This window comes from Sandarakinorhabdus glacialis (assembly GCF_014643455.1).
Classification (GTDB): Bacteria; Pseudomonadota; Alphaproteobacteria; order Sphingomonadales; family Sphingomonadaceae; genus Sandarakinorhabdus; species Sandarakinorhabdus glacialis.
In genome coordinates this window covers 1-17,426 of record NZ_BMJM01000009.1, presented here as the reverse complement: position 1 = coordinate 17,426, position 17,426 = coordinate 1, and the positions used below count along the sequence as shown (strand labels likewise).

Below are 17,426 nucleotides of genomic sequence, written 5' to 3'. Positions count from 1 at the left end.
CTTCAGCTGACGGTGCCGAGCGTATCGAAGCGACTGTCCTGCCACTCGCCGGTGTCGAGGATGGTGCGCAGGATCTGGACGGCGTCCCAGGTGTCGGTGAAGCGGGTATAGAGCGCCGGAAAGCCGAAACGCAGGCGATCGGGCGGGCGGAAGTCGCCGATGACACCCCGGGCAATGAGAGCGGTCATGATCCGGCGGCCGTGGGGATGGCGGAGGACGATCTGGGCGCTGTGACGCGGGACCGGCGGCTGGACGGCGAATTCGGGGCAGGTCTGCGCGACGAGGGCGGCGAAGGCAGCGACAAGCGCGGTGGATTTTGCCTCGGCCACGCGCATGTCGACGCCGGCGAAGGTGGCGACGCCGGCGGCGAGGGCGGCCATGGCGAGGATCGGCGGGGTGCCGGCGAGCAAGCGGCGGACGCCGGGCGCGGGGGTGTAAGCTGCGGCGAAATCGAAGGGGGCAACGTGCCCCATCCAGCCGTTGATCGGGGGATGGAAGCCGGCGCGGTGGCGGGCGGCGACATAAGCGAAGGCCGGCGCGCCGGGGCCGCCGTTCAGATATTTATAGCCGCAGCCGATGGCGAAATCGGCGCCGTCGCGGTCCAGGTGCAGATCGAGGGCGCCGGCGGAATGGCTGAGATCCCAGAGGATGAGCGCGCCGGCGGCGTGCGCGGCGGTGGATAGCGCGGCCATGTCGTGGACCTCGCCGGACGCATAATGGGCGTGGGTGAGGACGAGGAGGGCGGTGCCTTGGTCAAGTGCGGCAGCGATTTCGGCGCGGCGGACGGCGCGGATTTCGGCGTCGGCGAGTGTTGCCAGGCCTTCGAGAATATAGCGGTCGGTGGGGAAATCTTCGGTCTCGCAGACGATGACGCGGCGGCCGGGGCGCATCCCCAGCGCGGCGGCGGCGAGCTTGAACAGGTTCACCGAGACCGAGTCGCAGGCGATGACGCTGTCCGGCGCGGCGCCGATGATCGGGGCGATGGCGGCGCCGATACTGGCGGGCAGGTCGATCCAGGCTTCGTCGTTCCAGCTGCGGATGAGGCCCTGGCCCCATTGGCGGGTGACGGCGTCGGCGATGGCGGCGGGCGTCGCGGCGGGCAGCGGGCCGAGCGAATTGCCGTCGAGGTAGAGGATGTTTTCGGGCAGGGCGAAGCGATCGCGGCAGGGCGCGAGGCTGTCGGCGGCGTCCGCGGCGGCGAGGGACTGGCGGGTGATGGGAGAATGGGGCACGCGGTGGTTCTGCCTCGGGGTGGATGCCGAGACAAGTTCGGCATTGCTTGTAGAGCCGGACCGGCTTATCGTCGGGCACGTGCAGCCGCTCCGAAAAGGGGCGGCTGTTTCTGTTTTCACCGTATAAGGTATGCCCCTATGGCTGCTCCCACGACGCCCCTGATGCCGCATGCGACCGCCGCCTGGCTGGTCGACAATTCGGCGCTGACCTTCGACCAGATCGCGACCTTCTGCGGGCTGCATATCCTCGAGGTCCAGGCGATCGCCGACGATACGGCGCAAACGAAGCTGACCGGCCGCGACCCGGTCCGCAGCGGCGAGCTGACCCAGGACGAGCTCGATCGCGGTGCTGCCAACCCCGATCACGTGCTCAAGCTGTCGCGCCAGCCCGAACAGTCGCGGCGCACGACGGGGCCGCGCTACACGCCGGTGTCGAAGCGCCAGGACAAGCCCGACGGCATCCTGTGGATCATCAAGAACCATGCCGAAATCACCGACAACCAGATCTCCCGGCTGATCGGCACGACCAAGACGACGATCTCGGCGATCCGCGACAAGAGCCACTGGAACTACGCCAACCTCGCCCCGAAGGACCCGGTGACGTTGGGCCTGACCAGCCAGCGCGAGATGGATGCGCTGGTTTCGGCGGCGGCGAAGAAGGCCGGCATCGATATCTCGCCCGATCTCGGCAAGCTGGGCGAGGATCGCGCGGCGCTGATCGAGCAGCTGCAGGCGGAGCGGACGGCGGCGGCGCATATTGCCGAGCATGGCGAGCCTGTTCAGCATGGTGGGACTGCGCTGGAGCAGGGGGAGGCGTTATTTCGTCGATGAGCCGCGGAGCGTAGCCCTTCGCTACGCGCCGACAGGCGCAAGACCGGCCGGCGAGGCGAGGCGATCTTCACGCCTCAAACTCGTCCGACGCCAGCATGGGCTTTGCCCATGCCCCTTGCTTGCTGAGTTGCCCCTGTCCTACAACCAACCATATCGGTTACAACCCCGATATGGACACCAGCCTCACCCCCCTCGCGACCAGACCACATCCCCCGATGCGACCCAATCGAAACGGCTGGACCGCGTCCCGGCAAGCCATTTTCATCGACGCCCTCGCCGACACCGCGTCAGTCACCCAGGCCGCGCTGCGCGCCGGTATGTCCCGCCAGGCGGCGAACTGGCTGCGCCGACACCCCGCCGCGCATGACTTCCGCCTCGCCTGGGATGCCGCGCTCACCTTTGCCTGGCAGCACGTCGAGGCAAGCGCCCTCGAACGCGTCATCAACGGCGAAACCGAAACCATCGAGCGCGATGGCGTCGTCGTCACGCGTCACCGGCCCTGCAGCCCGCGCCTGCTCACCCATATGGTCGACCGCGCCGTCGCCGGGCGCGAGAAGTCCGAACTCGCCGCAAAGCCGGGACGCCCCGCTCCAGGCGTGGTCGAGCAGATGCGTGAAGCGATCCGTGCGCTGGGCGCAGGGCGGGACCGCGCTCCCGATGAAGCCGTCATCTACGCCGAGGATGGCTGCACCATCGTTCGCAAGGTCGTGATCGACAACGAGCCCGAAGCCCGCCCCGCTCGCCCCGCAAATGCCGGCGATCGCGCCGTGCAGGCCCTTGACGACCTGACTCATGGTTTCACCGACCAGCCGGGATGGGAAGATCGCGCCGGCGGCGACCCCGGGTAAAAACCGCCGAAAGCGGAAAATGCGGAAAATATTAACCCTTGTTGGAAAGCCGGGGATGGTGCGGCGGGTGGTCGCTGGAACTGTCGGCGTTCGCGGCGGTTTTGCTGGTCATCCTCGATCAACCAAGGTGATTTCCGATGACCGATCTCGCTGACTCGCGTCGTAATTTCGTCATTGGCGCGGGGGTCGCTGTCGCGGCCGCCGGCGCGGCTTCTTCGGTGTCGGCGCAGGAACCAAAGATGCCCGGCCAACCGACGACGCCGGCGGCCGCGGCCTATCCCAAGCCGCCATTTGCACCGCAAAAGCAGGAATGGCCGGGGCTGGCGAGCAAGATGAACCCGCGGCCCGATCACGGCGAGACGAGCTACAAGGGCTCGGGGCGCCTGGCAGGCAAGCGCGCGCTGATCACCGGCGGCGACAGCGGCATCGGGCGAGCGGCGGCGATCGCCTATGCACGCGAGGGTGCCGATGTGGCGATCAACTATCTGCCCGCCGAGGAGCCCGATGCCCGCGAGGTGATCGCGCTGATCAAGGCCGAAGGGCGCAAGGCGGTGGCGATCCCGGGCGACCTTCGCGACGAGGCGTTCTGCAACAAGCTGGTCGAGTGCGCGGCCCGCGAACTGGGCGGGCTCGATATCCTCGTCAACAACGCGGCGCGCCAGCAGACGCGGCCGGCGATCGGCGATATCTCGAGCGCCGATTTCGAAGCGACCATGAAGACCAATGTCTATGCGCCGTTCTGGCTGACGCGGGCGGCGGTGGCGCGGATGGCGGCGGGGGCGGTGATCGTCAACACGTCGTCGGAACAGGCGGGTGATCCTTCGGAGGACTTGGTCGATTATGCGATGACGCGGGCGGCAATGCTCAATTTCACCAAGTCGATGGCAAAGCAGCTGGCGCCAAGGGGCATCCGCGTCAACGCCGTGACCCCGGGGCCGTTCTGGACGCCGTTGCAGGTCAGCGGCGGCGCGACGCAGGAGAAGTTGCAGAAATTCGGGTCGCAGGCGCCGCTCGGACGGCCAGGGCAGCCGGCGGAGATTGCCGGGCTGTATGTGGCGGCGGCGGATCCGGGGTTGAGCTTTTCGACGGGGCAGATTTTCGGGGCTACGGGGGGTGGCGGGCAGCCTGGGTAGGGCGGCGCGCGAAGGGCCCTCACCCGGGCCGCGCCAAGGGGCGCGTCTCTCGCCTCTCCCGCAAGCGGGAGAGGGGCAGGAAGTCAGAAAAGCGTCGTTATCGTAGCGATGGCGCGTTCGGCTTCGGCGCGGTCGGGGGTTTCGTCGGCGATGTCATAGCCGGTCATTTCGGTGCCGGTGTCCTGGACGACGATTCCGTCGGGCCGGGGCAGGACCGAGATGCCGCGGTAGTAGACGCCGTAGCGGACCTCGGGTTGGGGCGCGAGCCAGGCGATCTGGCCGCGGACGGGGACGATGCTCTCGTCCTTCATCAGGGCGCGGGCGCCGTAGCCGGTGCAGTTGACGATGACCGGCTGTTTGAGGCGGGCGAAGTCGGGGGGAGAGCGAAAAATTAGCTGCTCGATATGGCCGCCTTCGATGAGGAAATCCTCGGTCAGGCGGTGGCCGAGTTCGGCGACGTTGAACTGCATCGAGACGCCCTGGCGGACGCGATCGACGGGGAAGGGATGCTCGGCGCGGGTCAGGCTGCGCGAATGGGGGACGATGTCGTCAATACGCTCGTCATATTCGGCGAAGTGGATGGCGCCAGGGGCGGGGACGTGACGGGCAGCGTTGGATTCGAGGAGCGTGTAGCGATCGGACCAGGACACCGGCTCGCCGGGTAGGCCGACATAGCTGCGGTGGGCGGCGTAGGAATGACGCGCCATTGCCTCCCACAGCGCCGGGAATTGCGGGGTGACTTGGGCAAGGTCGGCGACGCGCGAATCGGGGGACCAGGTGCCGGTGGCGCGGGCCGAGCGGGTGAGGGGCAGGCGTTCGCTGGCGTAGATGGTGACGCGGGCGCCGGCACGCTGGAGGGTGAGCGCAGCGGTGAGGCCGAGGGCGCCGCAGCCGATGACGGCGATGTCGCGGTGGCCGTCTTGCATGGCGTTGCGGGCGGCTATGGCGGCGGAACCCCAGGACAGCGACCAGCCGCTGCCGCCATGGCCGTAGTTGTGGACGACGCGCTTGCCGGCGATGGTTTGGACATCGAGGCGCGGGCCGGCGGCGCGGAAGGGCCGCAGGCAGACGGTGATGTGAGTGAGGCGGGTGGGGTCCATGCGCAAAGGGGCGAGTTTGGGGGCGAAGGAAGGTTGGGTTTTTTGGGGTGGTGGTGGCACAGGCTGGGAGGGCGAGGGTCGCGGCGAGGAGAGTTCGGCGTGAGGGCATTTATCGTCCTTAGCTGGGCGGAAGCGCCCCCTCACCCGGGCCGCGAAGGCGCGTCTCTCGACCTCTCCCGCGAGGGGAGAGGTGTTTTTAATCGTCCGTGCTTGAGAAAGGCAAGGCGAGTTCGCGGGGCGGTTCGCGATCCAGAAGCCCGGCGGCTTTTAGGTCGGCGAGGCCGGGGAGGTCGCGGCGGTGGATGAGGTTGAAATGCGCGAGGAAGCCGGGGGTGGTGGCGTATTGCAGCGGGCGCCCGGGGGTTTCGCGGCGGCCGGCGGGGCGGATCCAGCCGGCCTCCATGAGGACGTCGATGGTGCCGCCGCTGACCGCGACGCCGCGGATTTCCTCGATTTCGGGGCGGGTCACGGGCTCGTGATAGGCGATGACCGACAGGGTCTCGACGGCGGCGCGGGAGAGTTTGCGGACGGCCTCGCGGCTGGGGCGGAGGTGGTGGGCGAGATCGGGGGCGGTCTGGAAATGCCAACGGCCGCCGCGTTCGACGAGGTTGATCCCGCGATCTGCGTAAGCTGCGGCGAGGTCGCGGAGGAGGTGGGGCAGGTCGCCGCGCTCGCCGATGTGCTTGGCGATGTCGGCGAGGGTGAGGGGGGCGGCGGCGGCGAAGATTATGGCTTCGAGGGCGCGCAGAGGGCTTTCGGTGCTCATTGCGTGCTCCGGACGAGAATCGGAGCGAAGGCGGCGCCCTGGGATAGACTCATCTTGCCGAGGCGGGTGAGTTCGAGGGCGGCGACGAAGGTGCTGGCGAGGACCGAGCGGGCGTAGCTTTCGTCGGCGAGGTCGGTGGGGAGGAAGCGCGACAGTTCGGTCCAGTCGATGCTCTTGCCGAGCAGGGCTTCGAGGCATTCGATGGCTTCGTCGAGCGCCATCACCGGGCGGCGGCGGACGATGTGGGCGGCAGGGCCGGAGCGGGCTTTGATGGCGCCATAGGCGGAGATGAGGTCGAACAGGCTGGTGTCGTAGCGGGCGATGGTTTCGAGCTTCAGGCCCTCAGGGTCGGCGCGGCCGAAGCTGTCCCAGCCGAGTTGCGGGCGGGCGAGGAGCCTGGCGCCGGCATCGCGCATGGCGTCGAGGCGCCGAAGCTGGAATTGCAGCTTGAGCGCCATGTCGTGGGGGTCTGGCTCGGCCTCGGGATCGGGCGGGAGGAGGAGGGCGGATTTGAGGTAGGCGAGCCAGGCTGCCATGACGAGATAGTCGGCGGCGAGCTCGAGGCTGAGGGCTTTGGCTTCGCGGATGAAGACCAGATATTGATCGACGAGGGCAAGGATCGAGATCTGGGCGAGGTCGACCTTCTGCGAGCGGGCGAGGGTGAGGAGAAGGTCGAGGGGGCCCTCCCAGCTGCCGAGTTGCAGGACGAGGGTGGCGGGGCCGCTGCGATGGGGGGCGTCGAAGGGGTCCTCGGCCAGCATCTCAGGCGAAGGCGAGGAGTTCATCGCGGGCTTCGGCCCATTGGGCTGCGGGAGTCGTGTCGGCGGCGGGAAGGTCCATGGCGGCGGTCAGGCGTGTCTGGGCGGCCTCGGTGATCTCAGGAACGGCTTCGCAGATGGCGCGCATTTCGGCAAAGTCGCCCGAGCAGTGGAGGGCGATGTCGCAGCCTGCGGCGAGGCTGGCGAGGGCGCGGGCGCCGAAATCCTCGAGGGCGTTGCTGCCGGGAGGGTAGCCGCCGGCGGATGGGTGGCCGAGGGCGTGCATGCCGAGGTCGTCGGACATGAGGAGGCCGGTGAAGCCGATGTCGGTGCGGATGAGGTCGATGACGATGGGCGAAAGCGTGGCGCAGCGGTTGGGGTCGAGGGCGGTGTAGGTGACGTGGGCGGTCATCGCCATCGGTGCCCAATGAAGCGTGCGGAATGGTTCGAGGTCGCGCTCGAGTTCTTCGCGGCTGGCGGTGACGATGGGAAGCTCGAGGTGGCTGTCGGCGGTGGCGCGGCCGTGGCCGGGGATGTGCTTGACGACGCCGCAGACGCCGCCTTCGCGCAGGCCGTCGAGAGTGGCACGGCCGAGTGCAGCGACTTTCATCGGTTCAGCGCCGAAGGCACGGTCGCCGATGATGTCATGGCCTTGCGGGTCGCGGACGTCGAGGAGGGGCAGGCAATCGACGGTGATGCCGAGGTCGCGGAGCATCGCGGCGAGCGAACGAGCGTTGAGGCGGGCGGCCTCGATCGCGGTGATCGGGGCGACTTCGTACAGGCGGTCGAAGGCTTCGCCGGTCGGGTATTCGGGCCAGTGCGGCGGGCGCAGGCGGGCGACGCGGCCGCCTTCCTGGTCGATGAGGATGGGCAGCGCGCGGCCGGCGAGATCGGTGAGCGATGCGGTGAGGGCGCGGACCTGCTCGGGGGTGTCGATGTTGCGCTTGAAGAGGATGTAGCCGGCGGGGTTGGCGGACTGGAACAGCGCGCGTTCTTCGGCAGTGAGAGCCAGGCCGGCGAGGCCGAGGAAGGTCGGTTGCAACGGGGTTACTCCACGGGGCTGCAGGCGTCGCCGGCGGCCTTCATTTTCGCGCAGGTGGCGGCGGTGTCGGGGCTGACGGCGCGCAGGCGGAACAGGGTCTTGCCGTTCGATTCGACGGGGATGATGCGTTTGCCGGACAGGCCGTGTTTCGCCGCCAGCGATCCCCAGGCAGCGAGGGCTTTTTCCTCCGACGAGAAGGCGCCGAGCTGGACGCTGCCGGGCTTGTGGGCGGCGGTTGGCTTGGGCGTTGGCGGCGGCAGGACGACAAGGGGAGGCGCGGCGGGCTTGGGAATCACCAGCTTGGGGACGGCAGGTTTGGGGGAGGGCTTGATCGCGGCCACGGGAGGGGCGGCGGGCCTGAGCGTGGCGGGCGGCATGGTCGCCGGCGGCTGGATAGCGGCTTCGGGGACGAGTTCTTGCGGTGGGCCGGGGGGCAATGCGGGTTCCGAGCCGGGGCGGGGCATGACTTCCTCGGGGCCGCCGGCCTGGTCGATGACGCTGCCCTGGTCGATGCCGAGGCCGGTGGTGTACATCGACTGGTCGCCGCCCTCGCCGTCGATGCCTTCGACGTCCATACCCTTGGGATCGACCGGCGCGATCTTGTAGGGGCCGATTTCGGCGGCGATGATCGGCGCCTGTTCGGCGTTCATATAGCCTTGCGTCGAGCCGCCGTTCTTTTTCGACAACAGCATGATCAGGCCGACCGCGGCGACCGCGGCGAGGGCGAGCAGGATGAAGATCGTCCAGAACAGCGACCGCTTGCTGACGCTGGTGTGCGTCTCTGCTTCCGCCAGCCAGGGCGCATCGTCATCCGTGTCGCGCCTTGCCATCAGTGCAACTCGCTGGCGGCTTCGACGCCCATGACGGCGAGGCCGTTGCGGATGACCTGGCCGACGGCTTGCGCCAGTGCGAGGCGCGCGGCGGTCAGCGCCGGGTTGTCGGCGAGCACGAAGCGGCGGGCGGCGTCGTCGTTGCCCATGTTCCACTGGGTGTGGAAGGCGGCGGCGAGATCGGCGAGGTAGAAGGCGATGCGGTGCGGCTCGCGCGTGGCGGCGGCCTGTTCGACGATGCGCGGCCATTGCGCCGCGACTTTGACGAGCGCGAGGTCGGTGTCGTCGAGCAGCGACAGGTCGGGGGTGGGAAGGTCGATGCCGGCCTCAACGGCCTTGCGGCCGACCGAGGCGATGCGAGCATGGGCGTATTGAACGTAGAAGACCGGGTTGTCGCGCGATTGCTCGACGACCTTGGCGAAGTCGAAATCGAGCTGCGAATCGCTGCGCTTGGTCAGCATGATGAAGCGCACGACGTCCTTGCCGACTTCCTCGACGACATCGGCGAGCGTGACGAAATTGCCCGAGCGCTTCGACATTTTCTCGGGTTCGCCGGCGCGCATCAGCTTGACCATCTGAACGATCTTGATGTCGAGCGGGACTTGCCCGTCCGAAAGCGCGCGGACGGCGGCCTGCATGCGCTTGACGTAGCCGCCGTGATCGGCGCCGAACATGTCGACGAGCGCCGTATAGCCACGTTGCAGCTTGTCGTAGTGATACGCGACGTCGCCGGCAAAATAGGTCCAGCTGCCGTCGGATTTCTTCAATGCGCGGTCGGTGTCGTCGCCGAATTGGCTGGCGCGGAACAAGGTCTGCGGGCGGGGTTCCCAATCTTCGGCGGCGTCGCCCTTCGGCGCTTCGAGGACGCCTTCGTAGATCAGGCCCTTGGCATCCAAGGTGTCGAGCGCCTGCTGGACGCGGGACCCGAGCGAAGCTTCGGAGAAGAACACGTCTTGGCGGATGCCCAGCATCGCAAGATCGTCGCGGATCAGGTCCATCATCAGCGCCACGGTGCGCTGGCGGAAGGGGACGAGCCATTCGGCTTCGGGGGCGGATACCAGGCTGTCGCCGAATTCCTGCGCCAGCGCCTTGCCGACCGGGACCAGATAGTCGCCGGGGTAATAGCCTTCGGGAATTACGATGGTTTCGCCGAGCGCTTCGCGATAGCGCAGATGCGCCGAGCGGGCGAGGGTATCGACCTGGCCGCCGGCGTCGTTGATGTAATATTCGCGGGTGACGTCGAACCCCGCATAGTCGAGCAGGCTGGCGAGCGCGTCGCCGACGACGGCACCGCGGCAATGTCCCATGTGCATCGGGCCCGTTGGGTTGGCCGAGACATATTCGACGTTGACGCTGCTGCCGGTGCCCATCGTGCTGCGGCCGTAATCGCCGGCGCCGGCCTTGATGGCGCCGAGTTCATCGCGCCAGACCTGGGGGTCGAGGCGGAGGTTGAGGAAGCCCGGCCCGGCGACTTCGGCTTCGGCGATATCGGGCAGCCGCGCGAGTTTCTGCGCCAGCATGACGGCGATTTCGCGCGGCTTCATGCCGGCGGGCTTGGCGAGGACCATCGCGGCGTTGGTGGCGAGGTCGCCGTGGGTCGAATCGCGCGGCGGTTCGACGGTGACGTTGCTGAAATCGAGGCCGGCGGGCAGGTCGCCGCTCGCCGTGAGGGCGCCCAGGGCGTCGGCGACATGAGCGGCAAAGCGTGGGTAGAGGTTCAATTTCAGGTCCGGTCCGGCAAGTGTCTTGCTTCCCTCCTAACGGGCGACGTGGCCGGCGTCATCAGGGTATCGAGTTTTAGGATCCGCGGGGCCTGCCGGAAGCGATGTGGCAAGCAGGGGCAACGATATCGGCAGGGGTTCGTTTCCGGGACTGGAGACGCTGCATCGATGTTCGAATTTCAGACCTATCATGTCCTGCTGGTCGGCCTTGGTGGGGCGACGATCCTTGCCTATTGGCTGCCGCGCTTCGTTTCGGGGCGCGAGCCGGCGGCATCGGCGCTGTTGATCCTGCTGGGGTTCGCGGCATTTTCGCTGGTGCCGGGCATGCCGGCGGCGATCGATCCCATCGGGCGGCCGGGGCCGTGGGAGCTCGTCAGCGAATTGTGCGTCGTCGTCGGGCTGTTCGGCGTCGGGCTGCGGATCGACAAGTTGCGCGGTTGGCGGCAATGCCGGCCGACAGTGCGGTTGCTGCTGTTCGGCATGCCGTTGACGATCGCCGCGGTGGCGATGCTCGGGGTGTTCCTGGGCGGGATGACGGCGGCGGCGGCGGTGCTGCTCGGGGCGGTGCTGGCACCGACCGATCCGGTGCTGGCGGGCGATGTGCAGGTCGGGCCGCCATTGGAGGGCGGCGAGCACCCGGTGCGGTTCACGCTGACGACCGAGGCCGGGCTGAACGACGGGCTGGCGTTTCCCTTCGTCCACCTGGCATTGGCGATCATGGTGGCGGGTGGCGCGGCGGGGAGCGTGGTGGGCGAGTTCCTGTGGCGCGACCTGCTGTACCGGACCATCGTTGGCGGTATCGGCGGGGTGGGCGTCGGCTGGCTGCTCGGCAAGATCATGTTTGCGTTTCCGCGCGAGAATGCGCTGGCGAAGACCGAGTCGGGGGTGATCGCGCTGGCCGGGGTGATGATGGCTTATGGATTGACCGAACTGGCCGAGGGCTATGGCTTTGTCGCGGCGTTCCTTGCCGGGCTGACGCTGCGCCAGGCCGAGGCCGACCATGAATTCCACACGCGGCTGCACAATTTTTCGGAGAGCATCGAGCACGTGCTGACGGCGTTGTTGCTGATCGGGCTGGGCGCTGCCTTGCCGGCGCTGCTGCCGGCGCTGGGGTGGCGCGAGGCGGCGATCGGCCTCGCGCTGATCCTCGGGGTGCGGCCGCTGGCGGGTTGGCTGGCGCTGACCGGGGTGATGAAGAACCCGCAGCGCGCGGTGGTGGCATTTTATGGCGTGCGCGGCGTTGGGTCGATCTATTACCTGGCCTATGCGGGAAGCCATGTGGCGCTCGGCAACGCGGCGCAATTATGGGCGATCGTTGCGTTTACGGTGGTGGTTTCGACCGTAGTGCACGGGTTTACGGCGGCGGCGGCGGTGGAGGGGGTTACCGGGCGGGGTGGGGGGAAGGCGAAGGAGGATTCCGGCGCAGTGTGAAGTGGTATTCCGGGTGAAGCTGGCTGGCGGGACGATGGATGCTGAAACGAGTTCAGCATGACGACTGCTTTGGTGGATCAGCCGGTGACGGTCTGTTCGATGGCACCGAAGATCGAGTGATTGCGGGCGTCGAGCATTTCGATGCGGACAGTGTCGCCGGGCTGGAGGAACGGCGAGGTCGGGGCACCGGCTTCGATCGTTTCGATCATACGGATTTCGGCGATGCAACTGTAGCCGCGTCCGCCAGCGGCGACGGACTTGCCGGGTCCGCCATCGGGGCCGCGGTTCGAGACGGTGCCTGAGCCGATGATGCTGCCGGCGCCGAGGCTGCGGGTTTTGGCGAGGTGGGCGATGAGCGTGCCGAAATCGAAGGTCATGTCGTCGCCGGCGTCGGCGCGGCCAAAGGGTTGCCCGTTGAGGTCGACGCAGAGGACGCCGCTGAGCTTGCCGTCGCTCCAAGCGGCGCCGAGGCTGTCGGGGGTGACGAGGACAGGGGACAGCGCCGAGGCGGGTTTCGACTGGACGAAGCCAAACCCCTTGGCGAGTTCGTCGGGGATGAGACCGCGGAGCGAGACGTCGTTGACGAGACCGATGAGGCGGATGGCGGCGATGGCCTGTTCGCGGGTGGCGCCCTGCGGAACATCGCCGGTGACGACGACGATTTCGGCTTCGAGATCGAGGCCCCAGCCGGCATCGTGGAAGGGGATGGGGTCGCGGGGGGGCAGGAAGCTGTCGCTGCCCCCCTGGTACATCAGCGGATCGGTCCAGAAGCTGGCGGGCAGCTCGGCGCCGCGCGCCTTTCGGACGAGCTCGACGTGATTCACATAAGCGCTGCCGTCGGCCCATTGATAGGCGCGAGGCAAGGGCGCGGCGGCGTCGCGCTCGTGGAAGCGGGCGTGTGGGACAGCATCGTGCGCGAGGCTGTCGGCGACGCCGCGCAGGATCGGTTCGGCATGGGCCCAGTCGTCGAGGGCGGATTGCAGGGTGGGAAACATCGGGGGCGGGGCAGCGCACCAGGCTAGATCATCGGAGACTACGACGAGGCGGCCGTCACGGCCGTGCTTGAGCGAGGCTAATTTCATGGGGGTATGGTGGCCGTGCGCGGGGCCGGGCGCAAGGGGGAGGCTGTGCTGCGGTGCGGCGCGAGAGAAGGATAGAAGAAAGCAAGGAACCCGCCCCCGACCCCTCCCTAGAAGTAGGGAGGGGAGCAGAGGGAGCTACGCGGCGAGATCGGCTTCGGGGATGGCGTAGAGGAGGGCGGCACCGCGGGTTACGGGGCCGGACAGGGCGGCGACCTGGGGCAGGATTTGTTCGGCGTAGAAGCGCGCGGTGGTGATCTTGGCGGTGAGGAACGCGGGGTCGCCGTTGCCGGAGGCGAGGTAGGCGGCGGCGGTTAGGGCTTGTTTGGCGAGGAGCCAGCCGCCGAGGGTCAGGCCCATCATGCGGAGAAAGGGCGTGGCGCCGGCGGCGATGTCGTCGGGGTTGTTGGCGCCGGTCATCCAGATGGTGGCGGCTTGCGTGGCGGCGAGGGCGTCGTCGAGCCACGGGGCGATGGTCTTGAGGTCGGCATGGGCGGTGAGGTCGCCGATGGTATCGCGGATCTGGGCGAAAAGCTCCTGCCAGTGCGCGCCGCCGTCCAGCCCAAGCTTGCGGCCGACGAGATCGAGCGCCTGGATGCCGTTGGTGCCTTCGTAGATGGGCGCGATGCGGGCGTCGCGGAGGAACTGGGCGGCGCCGGTTTCCTCGACATAGCCCATGCCGCCGAAGACCTGCAGCGCGAGGCTGGCAACTTCAACGCCGGTGTCGGTGGCCCAGGCTTTCGATATCGGGGTGAGGAAATCGGCCAAACCCGTGCCCGCGACGTCACCGGCGTGGCTGCGGTCGACTGCAGAGGCGTTGAGATAGACCAGCGCGCGGGTGGCCTCGGTGAGGGCGCGGCAGGTCATCAGGGTGCGGCGGACGTCGGCGTGGTCGATGATGCGGACGGGGTCGCGGCCGGCACCGAACTTGGCCGACTGGACGCGTTGGCGGGCGAAGTGGACGGCGTGCTGGGTGGCGGCTTCGGCGATGGCGACGCCTTGCAGGCCGACCTGGACGCGGGCGTTGTTCATCATGGTGAACATGGCGCGCATGCCGGCCCCCTCCGCGCCGACGAGGTAGCCGGTGCAATTGTCATTGTCGCCGAAGCTCATGGTGCAGGTGGGGGAGGCGTGGATGCCGAGCTTGTGCTCGAGGCCGGTACAGACGAGGTCGTTGCGCGAGCCGTCGGGGCGGAATTTGGGGCAGATGAACAGGCTGATGCCCTTGATGCCGGGAGGCGCATCGGGCAGGCGGGCGAGGACGAGGTGGACGATGTTTTCGGCGGCGTCGTGTTCGCCCCAGGTGATGTAGATCTTGGTGCCCTTGATGCGGTAGCTGCCGTCTGGGGCGGGCTCGGCGCGGGTTTTAAGGGCGCCGACGTCAGATCCGGCGCCGGGCTCGGTGAGATTCATCGTGCCGGTCCACTCGCCCGAGACGAGCTTGGCCAGGTAGCGGTCCTGGAGGTCGGGGGAAGCGTGGACGGCGAGGGCCTCGATGGCGCCCTGGCTGAGCATCATGCAGAGTGCGAAGGCCATGTTGGCGGAGGTCAGCTGCTCCTGCACGGCGACGGCGACGGCGAAGGGGAGCCCCTGCCCGCCGTGGGATTCGGCGACGCCGAGCCCGGCCCAGCCGCCTTCGATGTAGAGTCTATAGGCGTCGGCGAAACCGGGTGGCAGGGTGACGACGCGGTTTGCCAGTTTGGCGTGAGTCTTGTCGCCGATGGGGTTGAGCGGGGCGAAGACGTTCGATGCCAGCTTGGCCGATTCGGAAAGAATGGCGTCGACCATGTCGGGGGTCGCGTTGGCGTATTGGGGCAGCGCGGCGAGGCCGGGAAGATCAGCGATGACGTCGAGGACGAAGCGTTGCTCGGCGAAGGGGGCGGTATAGGGCATCGGCGGGGCCTTGGGCTGTGAGGGCTTCCGCTATAGACGGGGGACATGGTGGACAAAAGCCGCATCCTTGTCGCTGACGTTGCTGCTATCGCCGAGGCGACGGCGGTGTTGCTGGGCGGCGGGATCGTCGCGGTGCCGACCGAGACGGTTTATGGGCTGGCGGCGCGGGCCGGCGATGCGGCGGCGGTGGCGCGGATTTATCAGGCGAAAGGACGGCCGAGTTTCAACCCGTTGATCGTGCATGTTTCCGGGGTGGCGCAGGCTGCCGAGTTGGTGGAGATCGATGCGGTTTCGGCGCGGTTGATGGCGGCGTTCTGGCCGGGGGCGCTGACGTTGGTGCTGCCGTTAAAGGCGGGGGCTGCTGTGGCAGGGCTGGTTACGGCGGGGCTTTCGACGTTGGCGGTGCGGTGTCCGGCGCATTTCGTGATGCAGGCGCTGATTGCGGGGGCGGGGCCTTTGGCGGCGCCTTCGGCCAATGCGAGTGGGCGGATTTCGTCTACGACGGCGGCGCATGTAGCGGAGTCGCTGGGTAAATGGGGCGGGTTGATCCTGGATGGCGGGGCGTGTGCTGCGGGGGTTGAGTCGACGATTTTGGCGGTGGGCGTGGGGGGTGTGAGGTTGTTGCGGGCGGGGGCTATGGCGGTCGAGGACATCATGGCTGTGCTTGGGGAGATGGGGACCCCCACCCCGCTCGCCCTGGGGGGCGAGTCGCCCTCCCCGCAGGGGGGAGGGCGTTTGCTGGCGCCGGGTATGATGGCGAGTCATTATGCGCCGCTTCAGCCGTTGCGGATGAATGTCGTGGCGGCGGATGTTGGGGAGTTTCATGTCGGGTTTGGGGATATTGTGGGGGACTTGAATCTTTCAGCGGTGGGGGATGTGGTCGAGGCGGCGGCGCGGTTGTTCGATGTGCTGCATATTGCCGAGGCGAGTGGGCGGGCGGGAATCGCGGTGGCGCCGGTGCCGATTGCGGGGTTGGGGCTGGCGATCAATGATCGGTTGAGGCGGGCCGCAGCGCCGAAATAACTTGCGAACGTGTCGCATTAGCATAATCTTCCGGCCATTGGTTGGGAGTTGCAAGGTTATGTACAGCGAGTTCGAAGGCGGCGAAGGGCCTTGGACGGGACGCGGCGGGATGGTCGCCGACCTGTCCGACACGCAGCAGCGGATTCTATGGGCAGTTCGGCGGCTGGCGTTGATGCAGCCGATCGGTGCGGCGCGGTGCCAGGCGGTGCATGTCGCGCTACAACGCGATTTCGGCGAGGTCGGCATGGGCATCGAGCATCTTTTGCGCTGCTGGCTGGTTGGGCTGTCGCGGCAGGCAGCGCGGCGTGTGGTGCTCGGCGAGCCGGCGTGCCCGATCGTGCTGCCCGACGAGGTACAGTTGTTGCGGGTGATTGACATGGCCGAGGATCAGCCGGCCCAGGCGCGCGATGCGCTGGCGGCGATTGCGGGAACGCCGTGTGCGGCAGCGTTGTTGCCGTTGTTTGCCGGGGTGGCAGAGATGACGCGACACTGAGGCTTCTGCGGAAAAAATCTTCGGGCAGCCCTTGCATAAGATACTTCAAGATATATCTTGATGCTATGAAGACAACCAAAGGCGGTCCAAGTGCATAGCTTCAAACATCAACACGGCGGCTGCGGTGCTAATGCCGGCCAGCGTCGCTCGCACCGTTTCGGCAATCGCTTCGAGGCTTTTGCGCGAGAAATGGGTGACCAGATCAGCGCCGGCTTCGGTGACGGCGGCCCGGGGCGTGGCGGACCACGCCGCGGTGGTCCGGGCGGCTTCGGTCGCCGCGGCCGCGTTTTCGACGGTACCGAATTGCGGCTCGTGCTGCTCAAGCTGGTCGAGGAGGCGCCTCGGCATGGGTACGAGCTGATCAAGGAAATCGAGGCCCGCAGCGGCGGCGTTTATGCGCCCAGCCCCGGCATGGTCTATCCGATCCTGACGCTCATCGCCGACCAGGACCTGGTCGATGAACAGGCCGATGGCAGCCGCAAGCGCTTCGCCATCACCGATGCCGGCAGGGCGTTGCTGACCGAGGAAGCGGCCACGGTTACCGAAGCCATGGCGCGGCTCGAGGCGCTGGCCAAGCTGCGCGAACCGACCGACGCGGCGCCGATCCGGCGGGCGATGCGCAATCTGCACAGCGCGGTGCATGACCGCTTGTCGGCCGACGGCGTCGATCGGGAGGTGCAGTTGCAGGTCTCGGCGATCCTCGACGAGGCGGCACAGCGAATCGAACGCCTGTGAGCGTCGAGACTCGGGCGAGCGTGCCGACAGTTAGTGGCAGCCGGTATCTGCAGCAGCTCTGCAAACATTGGGCGCACAAGTTCGCGGTGGCGTTCGACGCCACCGCGGGCACGGTGCCGTTCACCAATGGGGCGGTGCTGACGATGACGGCGGAGGCCGAAGTGCTGCAGGTGCAGGTGACTGCGCCGGATGCGGAGACAGCGGTTTCGATGCAGGGCGTGGTCGCACGGCATCTGGATCGTTTTGCGTTTCGGGAGGCGCCTTTGGCTTTTGATTGGTCTGAGCCGGTTTAAAAGCCTCCGGCGGCTGGGGCCTTGGCCCCAGACCCTGTTTGTGGGGTCTCGGCTGCCCGAATTCACTCAGGATTAGCAGCACTGATGTTTTACGATCGTGTCGTTTCTCAGAACTAGGGCCGAGACTCATAACCACCACATGATGGCGGCGGCGAGGTGGATGTTGCCGAGGAAGTTGGCGGCGAGTTTATCGTAGCGGGTGGCGAGGCGACGGCAGT

At 67.7% G+C, this 17,426-nt stretch carries 17 protein-coding genes; 8 read left to right on the top strand and 9 right to left on the bottom strand.

What is annotated here, in order from left to right:
* Positions 1–2: 2 nt before the first annotated feature.
* Positions 3–1,232, bottom strand: coding sequence for a kynureninase (gene kynU, locus IEW98_RS12255; RefSeq protein WP_243450742.1), 1,230 nt, complete (start codon positions 1,230–1,232; stop codon positions 3–5).
* A gap of 138 nt (positions 1,233–1,370) precedes the next feature.
* Between kynU and IEW98_RS12250 the strand changes: the two genes are divergently transcribed.
* From IEW98_RS12250 to IEW98_RS12240, 3 genes are all read left to right on the top strand, one after another.
* Complete coding sequence (locus IEW98_RS12250; RefSeq protein WP_243450741.1) at positions 1,371–2,063, top strand: cell cycle transcriptional regulator TrcR; 693 nt, start codon at positions 1,371–1,373, stop codon at positions 2,061–2,063.
* A 215-nt stretch (positions 2,064–2,278) separates the two neighbouring features.
* A complete protein-coding gene (locus IEW98_RS12245; RefSeq protein WP_188763251.1) occupies positions 2,279–2,911 on the top strand; it encodes a hypothetical protein in 633 nt (210 codons plus the stop codon).
* Positions 2,912–3,048: 137 nt separating this feature from the next.
* Positions 3,049–4,044 carry an SDR family oxidoreductase gene (locus IEW98_RS12240; RefSeq protein ID WP_188763250.1) on the top strand — a complete coding sequence of 332 codons (996 nt, stop codon included), beginning with the start codon at positions 3,049–3,051 and terminating at the stop codon, positions 4,042–4,044.
* A gap of 83 nt (positions 4,045–4,127) precedes the next feature.
* Here IEW98_RS12240 and IEW98_RS12235 read toward each other — a convergent pair whose 3' ends face one another.
* The 6 genes from IEW98_RS12235 to argS all read right to left on the bottom strand — a co-directional run bounded on the left by IEW98_RS12235 (position 4,128) and on the right by argS (position 10,261).
* Entirely contained in the window at positions 4,128–5,144 is a 1,017-nt protein-coding gene (locus tag IEW98_RS12235) for an FAD-dependent oxidoreductase (RefSeq protein WP_188763249.1), read from the bottom strand.
* Between the two features lie 196 nt (positions 5,145–5,340).
* Positions 5,341–5,910, bottom strand: coding sequence for an SMC-Scp complex subunit ScpB (scpB, locus tag IEW98_RS12230; RefSeq protein WP_188763248.1), 570 nt, complete (start codon positions 5,908–5,910; stop codon positions 5,341–5,343).
* A complete protein-coding gene (locus IEW98_RS12225; protein ID WP_243450740.1) occupies positions 5,907–6,695 on the bottom strand; it encodes a segregation and condensation protein A in 789 nt (262 codons plus the stop codon). The genes scpB and IEW98_RS12225 overlap by 4 nt, the downstream gene beginning before the upstream one ends.
* A complete protein-coding gene (gene nagZ, locus IEW98_RS12220) occupies positions 6,673–7,710 on the bottom strand; it encodes a beta-N-acetylhexosaminidase (RefSeq protein ID WP_188763247.1) in 1,038 nt (345 codons plus the stop codon). The genes IEW98_RS12225 and nagZ overlap by 23 nt, the downstream gene beginning before the upstream one ends.
* Before the next feature lie 5 nt (positions 7,711–7,715).
* Complete coding sequence (locus tag IEW98_RS12215) at positions 7,716–8,540, bottom strand: SPOR domain-containing protein (RefSeq protein ID WP_188763246.1); 825 nt, start codon at positions 8,538–8,540, stop codon at positions 7,716–7,718.
* Positions 8,540–10,261, bottom strand: a complete 1,722-nt coding sequence (gene argS, locus IEW98_RS12210; RefSeq protein ID WP_188763245.1) for an arginine--tRNA ligase — start codon at positions 10,259–10,261, stop codon at positions 8,540–8,542. The genes IEW98_RS12215 and argS overlap by 1 nt, the downstream gene beginning before the upstream one ends.
* Positions 10,262–10,429: 168 nt before the next feature.
* On the opposite strand from argS, the gene IEW98_RS12205 reads away from it, so the two are divergent.
* Positions 10,430–11,692, top strand: coding sequence for a cation:proton antiporter (locus IEW98_RS12205; protein ID WP_188763244.1), 1,263 nt, complete (start codon positions 10,430–10,432; stop codon positions 11,690–11,692).
* Positions 11,693–11,769: 77 nt separating this feature from the next.
* Here the strand turns inward: IEW98_RS12205 and IEW98_RS12200 are convergent, their stop codons facing one another.
* Positions 11,770–12,774, bottom strand: coding sequence for a fumarylacetoacetate hydrolase family protein (locus IEW98_RS12200; protein ID WP_188763243.1), 1,005 nt, complete (start codon positions 12,772–12,774; stop codon positions 11,770–11,772).
* Positions 12,775–12,909: 135 nt separating this feature from the next.
* Positions 12,910–14,664 carry an acyl-CoA dehydrogenase family protein gene (locus IEW98_RS12195; RefSeq protein ID WP_188763242.1) on the bottom strand — a complete coding sequence of 585 codons (1,755 nt, stop codon included), beginning with the start codon at positions 14,662–14,664 and terminating at the stop codon, positions 12,910–12,912.
* Positions 14,665–14,709: 45 nt separating this feature from the next.
* Here IEW98_RS12195 and IEW98_RS12190 point away from each other — a divergent pair, with 45 nt between their 5' ends.
* The 4 genes from IEW98_RS12190 (at position 14,710) to IEW98_RS12175 (ending at position 17,208) form a co-directional block, all read left to right on the top strand.
* The gene (locus IEW98_RS12190; RefSeq protein WP_188763241.1) at positions 14,710–15,687 is read left to right on the top strand and encodes an L-threonylcarbamoyladenylate synthase; all 978 of its coding nucleotides are present in this window, start codon (positions 14,710–14,712) and stop codon (positions 15,685–15,687) included.
* Positions 15,688–15,745: 58 nt separating this feature from the next.
* A complete protein-coding gene (locus IEW98_RS12185) occupies positions 15,746–16,180 on the top strand; it encodes a hypothetical protein (protein WP_188763240.1) in 435 nt (144 codons plus the stop codon).
* Between the two features lie 189 nt (positions 16,181–16,369).
* Positions 16,370–16,915: a PadR family transcriptional regulator gene (locus IEW98_RS12180; protein ID WP_188763239.1), complete on the top strand. Its 546-nt coding sequence runs from the start codon at positions 16,370–16,372 to the stop codon at positions 16,913–16,915.
* Positions 16,912–17,208, top strand: coding sequence for a DUF2218 domain-containing protein (locus IEW98_RS12175; protein WP_188763238.1), 297 nt, complete (start codon positions 16,912–16,914; stop codon positions 17,206–17,208). The genes IEW98_RS12180 and IEW98_RS12175 overlap by 4 nt, the downstream gene beginning before the upstream one ends.
* Positions 17,209–17,426: the final 218 nt, after the last annotated feature.

Excerpts from the sequence above, each read along its gene's own strand:
- IEW98_RS12250 (WP_243450741.1), top strand. The coding sequence starts at position 1,371 with ATGGCTGCTCCCACGACGCCCCTGATGCCGCATGCGACCGCCGCCTGG.
- IEW98_RS12245 (WP_188763251.1), top strand. The coding sequence starts at position 2,279 with ATGCGACCCAATCGAAACGGCTGGACCGCGTCCCGGCAAGCCATTTTC.
- IEW98_RS12240 (WP_188763250.1), top strand. The coding sequence starts at position 3,049 with ATGACCGATCTCGCTGACTCGCGTCGTAATTTCGTCATTGGCGCGGGG.
- IEW98_RS12235 (WP_188763249.1), bottom strand. The coding sequence starts at position 5,144 with ATGGACCCCACCCGCCTCACTCACATCACCGTCTGCCTGCGGCCCTTC.
- scpB (WP_188763248.1), bottom strand. The coding sequence starts at position 5,910 with ATGAGCACCGAAAGCCCTCTGCGCGCCCTCGAAGCCATAATCTTCGCC.
- IEW98_RS12225 (WP_243450740.1), bottom strand. The coding sequence starts at position 6,695 with ATGAACTCCTCGCCTTCGCCTGAGATGCTGGCCGAGGACCCCTTCGAC.
- IEW98_RS12215 (WP_188763246.1), bottom strand. The coding sequence starts at position 8,540 with ATGGCAAGGCGCGACACGGATGACGATGCGCCCTGGCTGGCGGAAGCA.
- IEW98_RS12205 (WP_188763244.1), top strand. The coding sequence starts at position 10,430 with ATGTTCGAATTTCAGACCTATCATGTCCTGCTGGTCGGCCTTGGTGGG.
- IEW98_RS12200 (WP_188763243.1), bottom strand. The coding sequence starts at position 12,774 with ATGAAATTAGCCTCGCTCAAGCACGGCCGTGACGGCCGCCTCGTCGTA.
- IEW98_RS12195 (WP_188763242.1), bottom strand. The coding sequence starts at position 14,664 with ATGCCCTATACCGCCCCCTTCGCCGAGCAACGCTTCGTCCTCGACGTC.
- IEW98_RS12190 (WP_188763241.1), top strand. The coding sequence starts at position 14,710 with ATGGTGGACAAAAGCCGCATCCTTGTCGCTGACGTTGCTGCTATCGCC.
- IEW98_RS12185 (WP_188763240.1), top strand. The coding sequence starts at position 15,746 with ATGTACAGCGAGTTCGAAGGCGGCGAAGGGCCTTGGACGGGACGCGGC.
- IEW98_RS12180 (WP_188763239.1), top strand. The coding sequence starts at position 16,370 with ATGGGTGACCAGATCAGCGCCGGCTTCGGTGACGGCGGCCCGGGGCGT.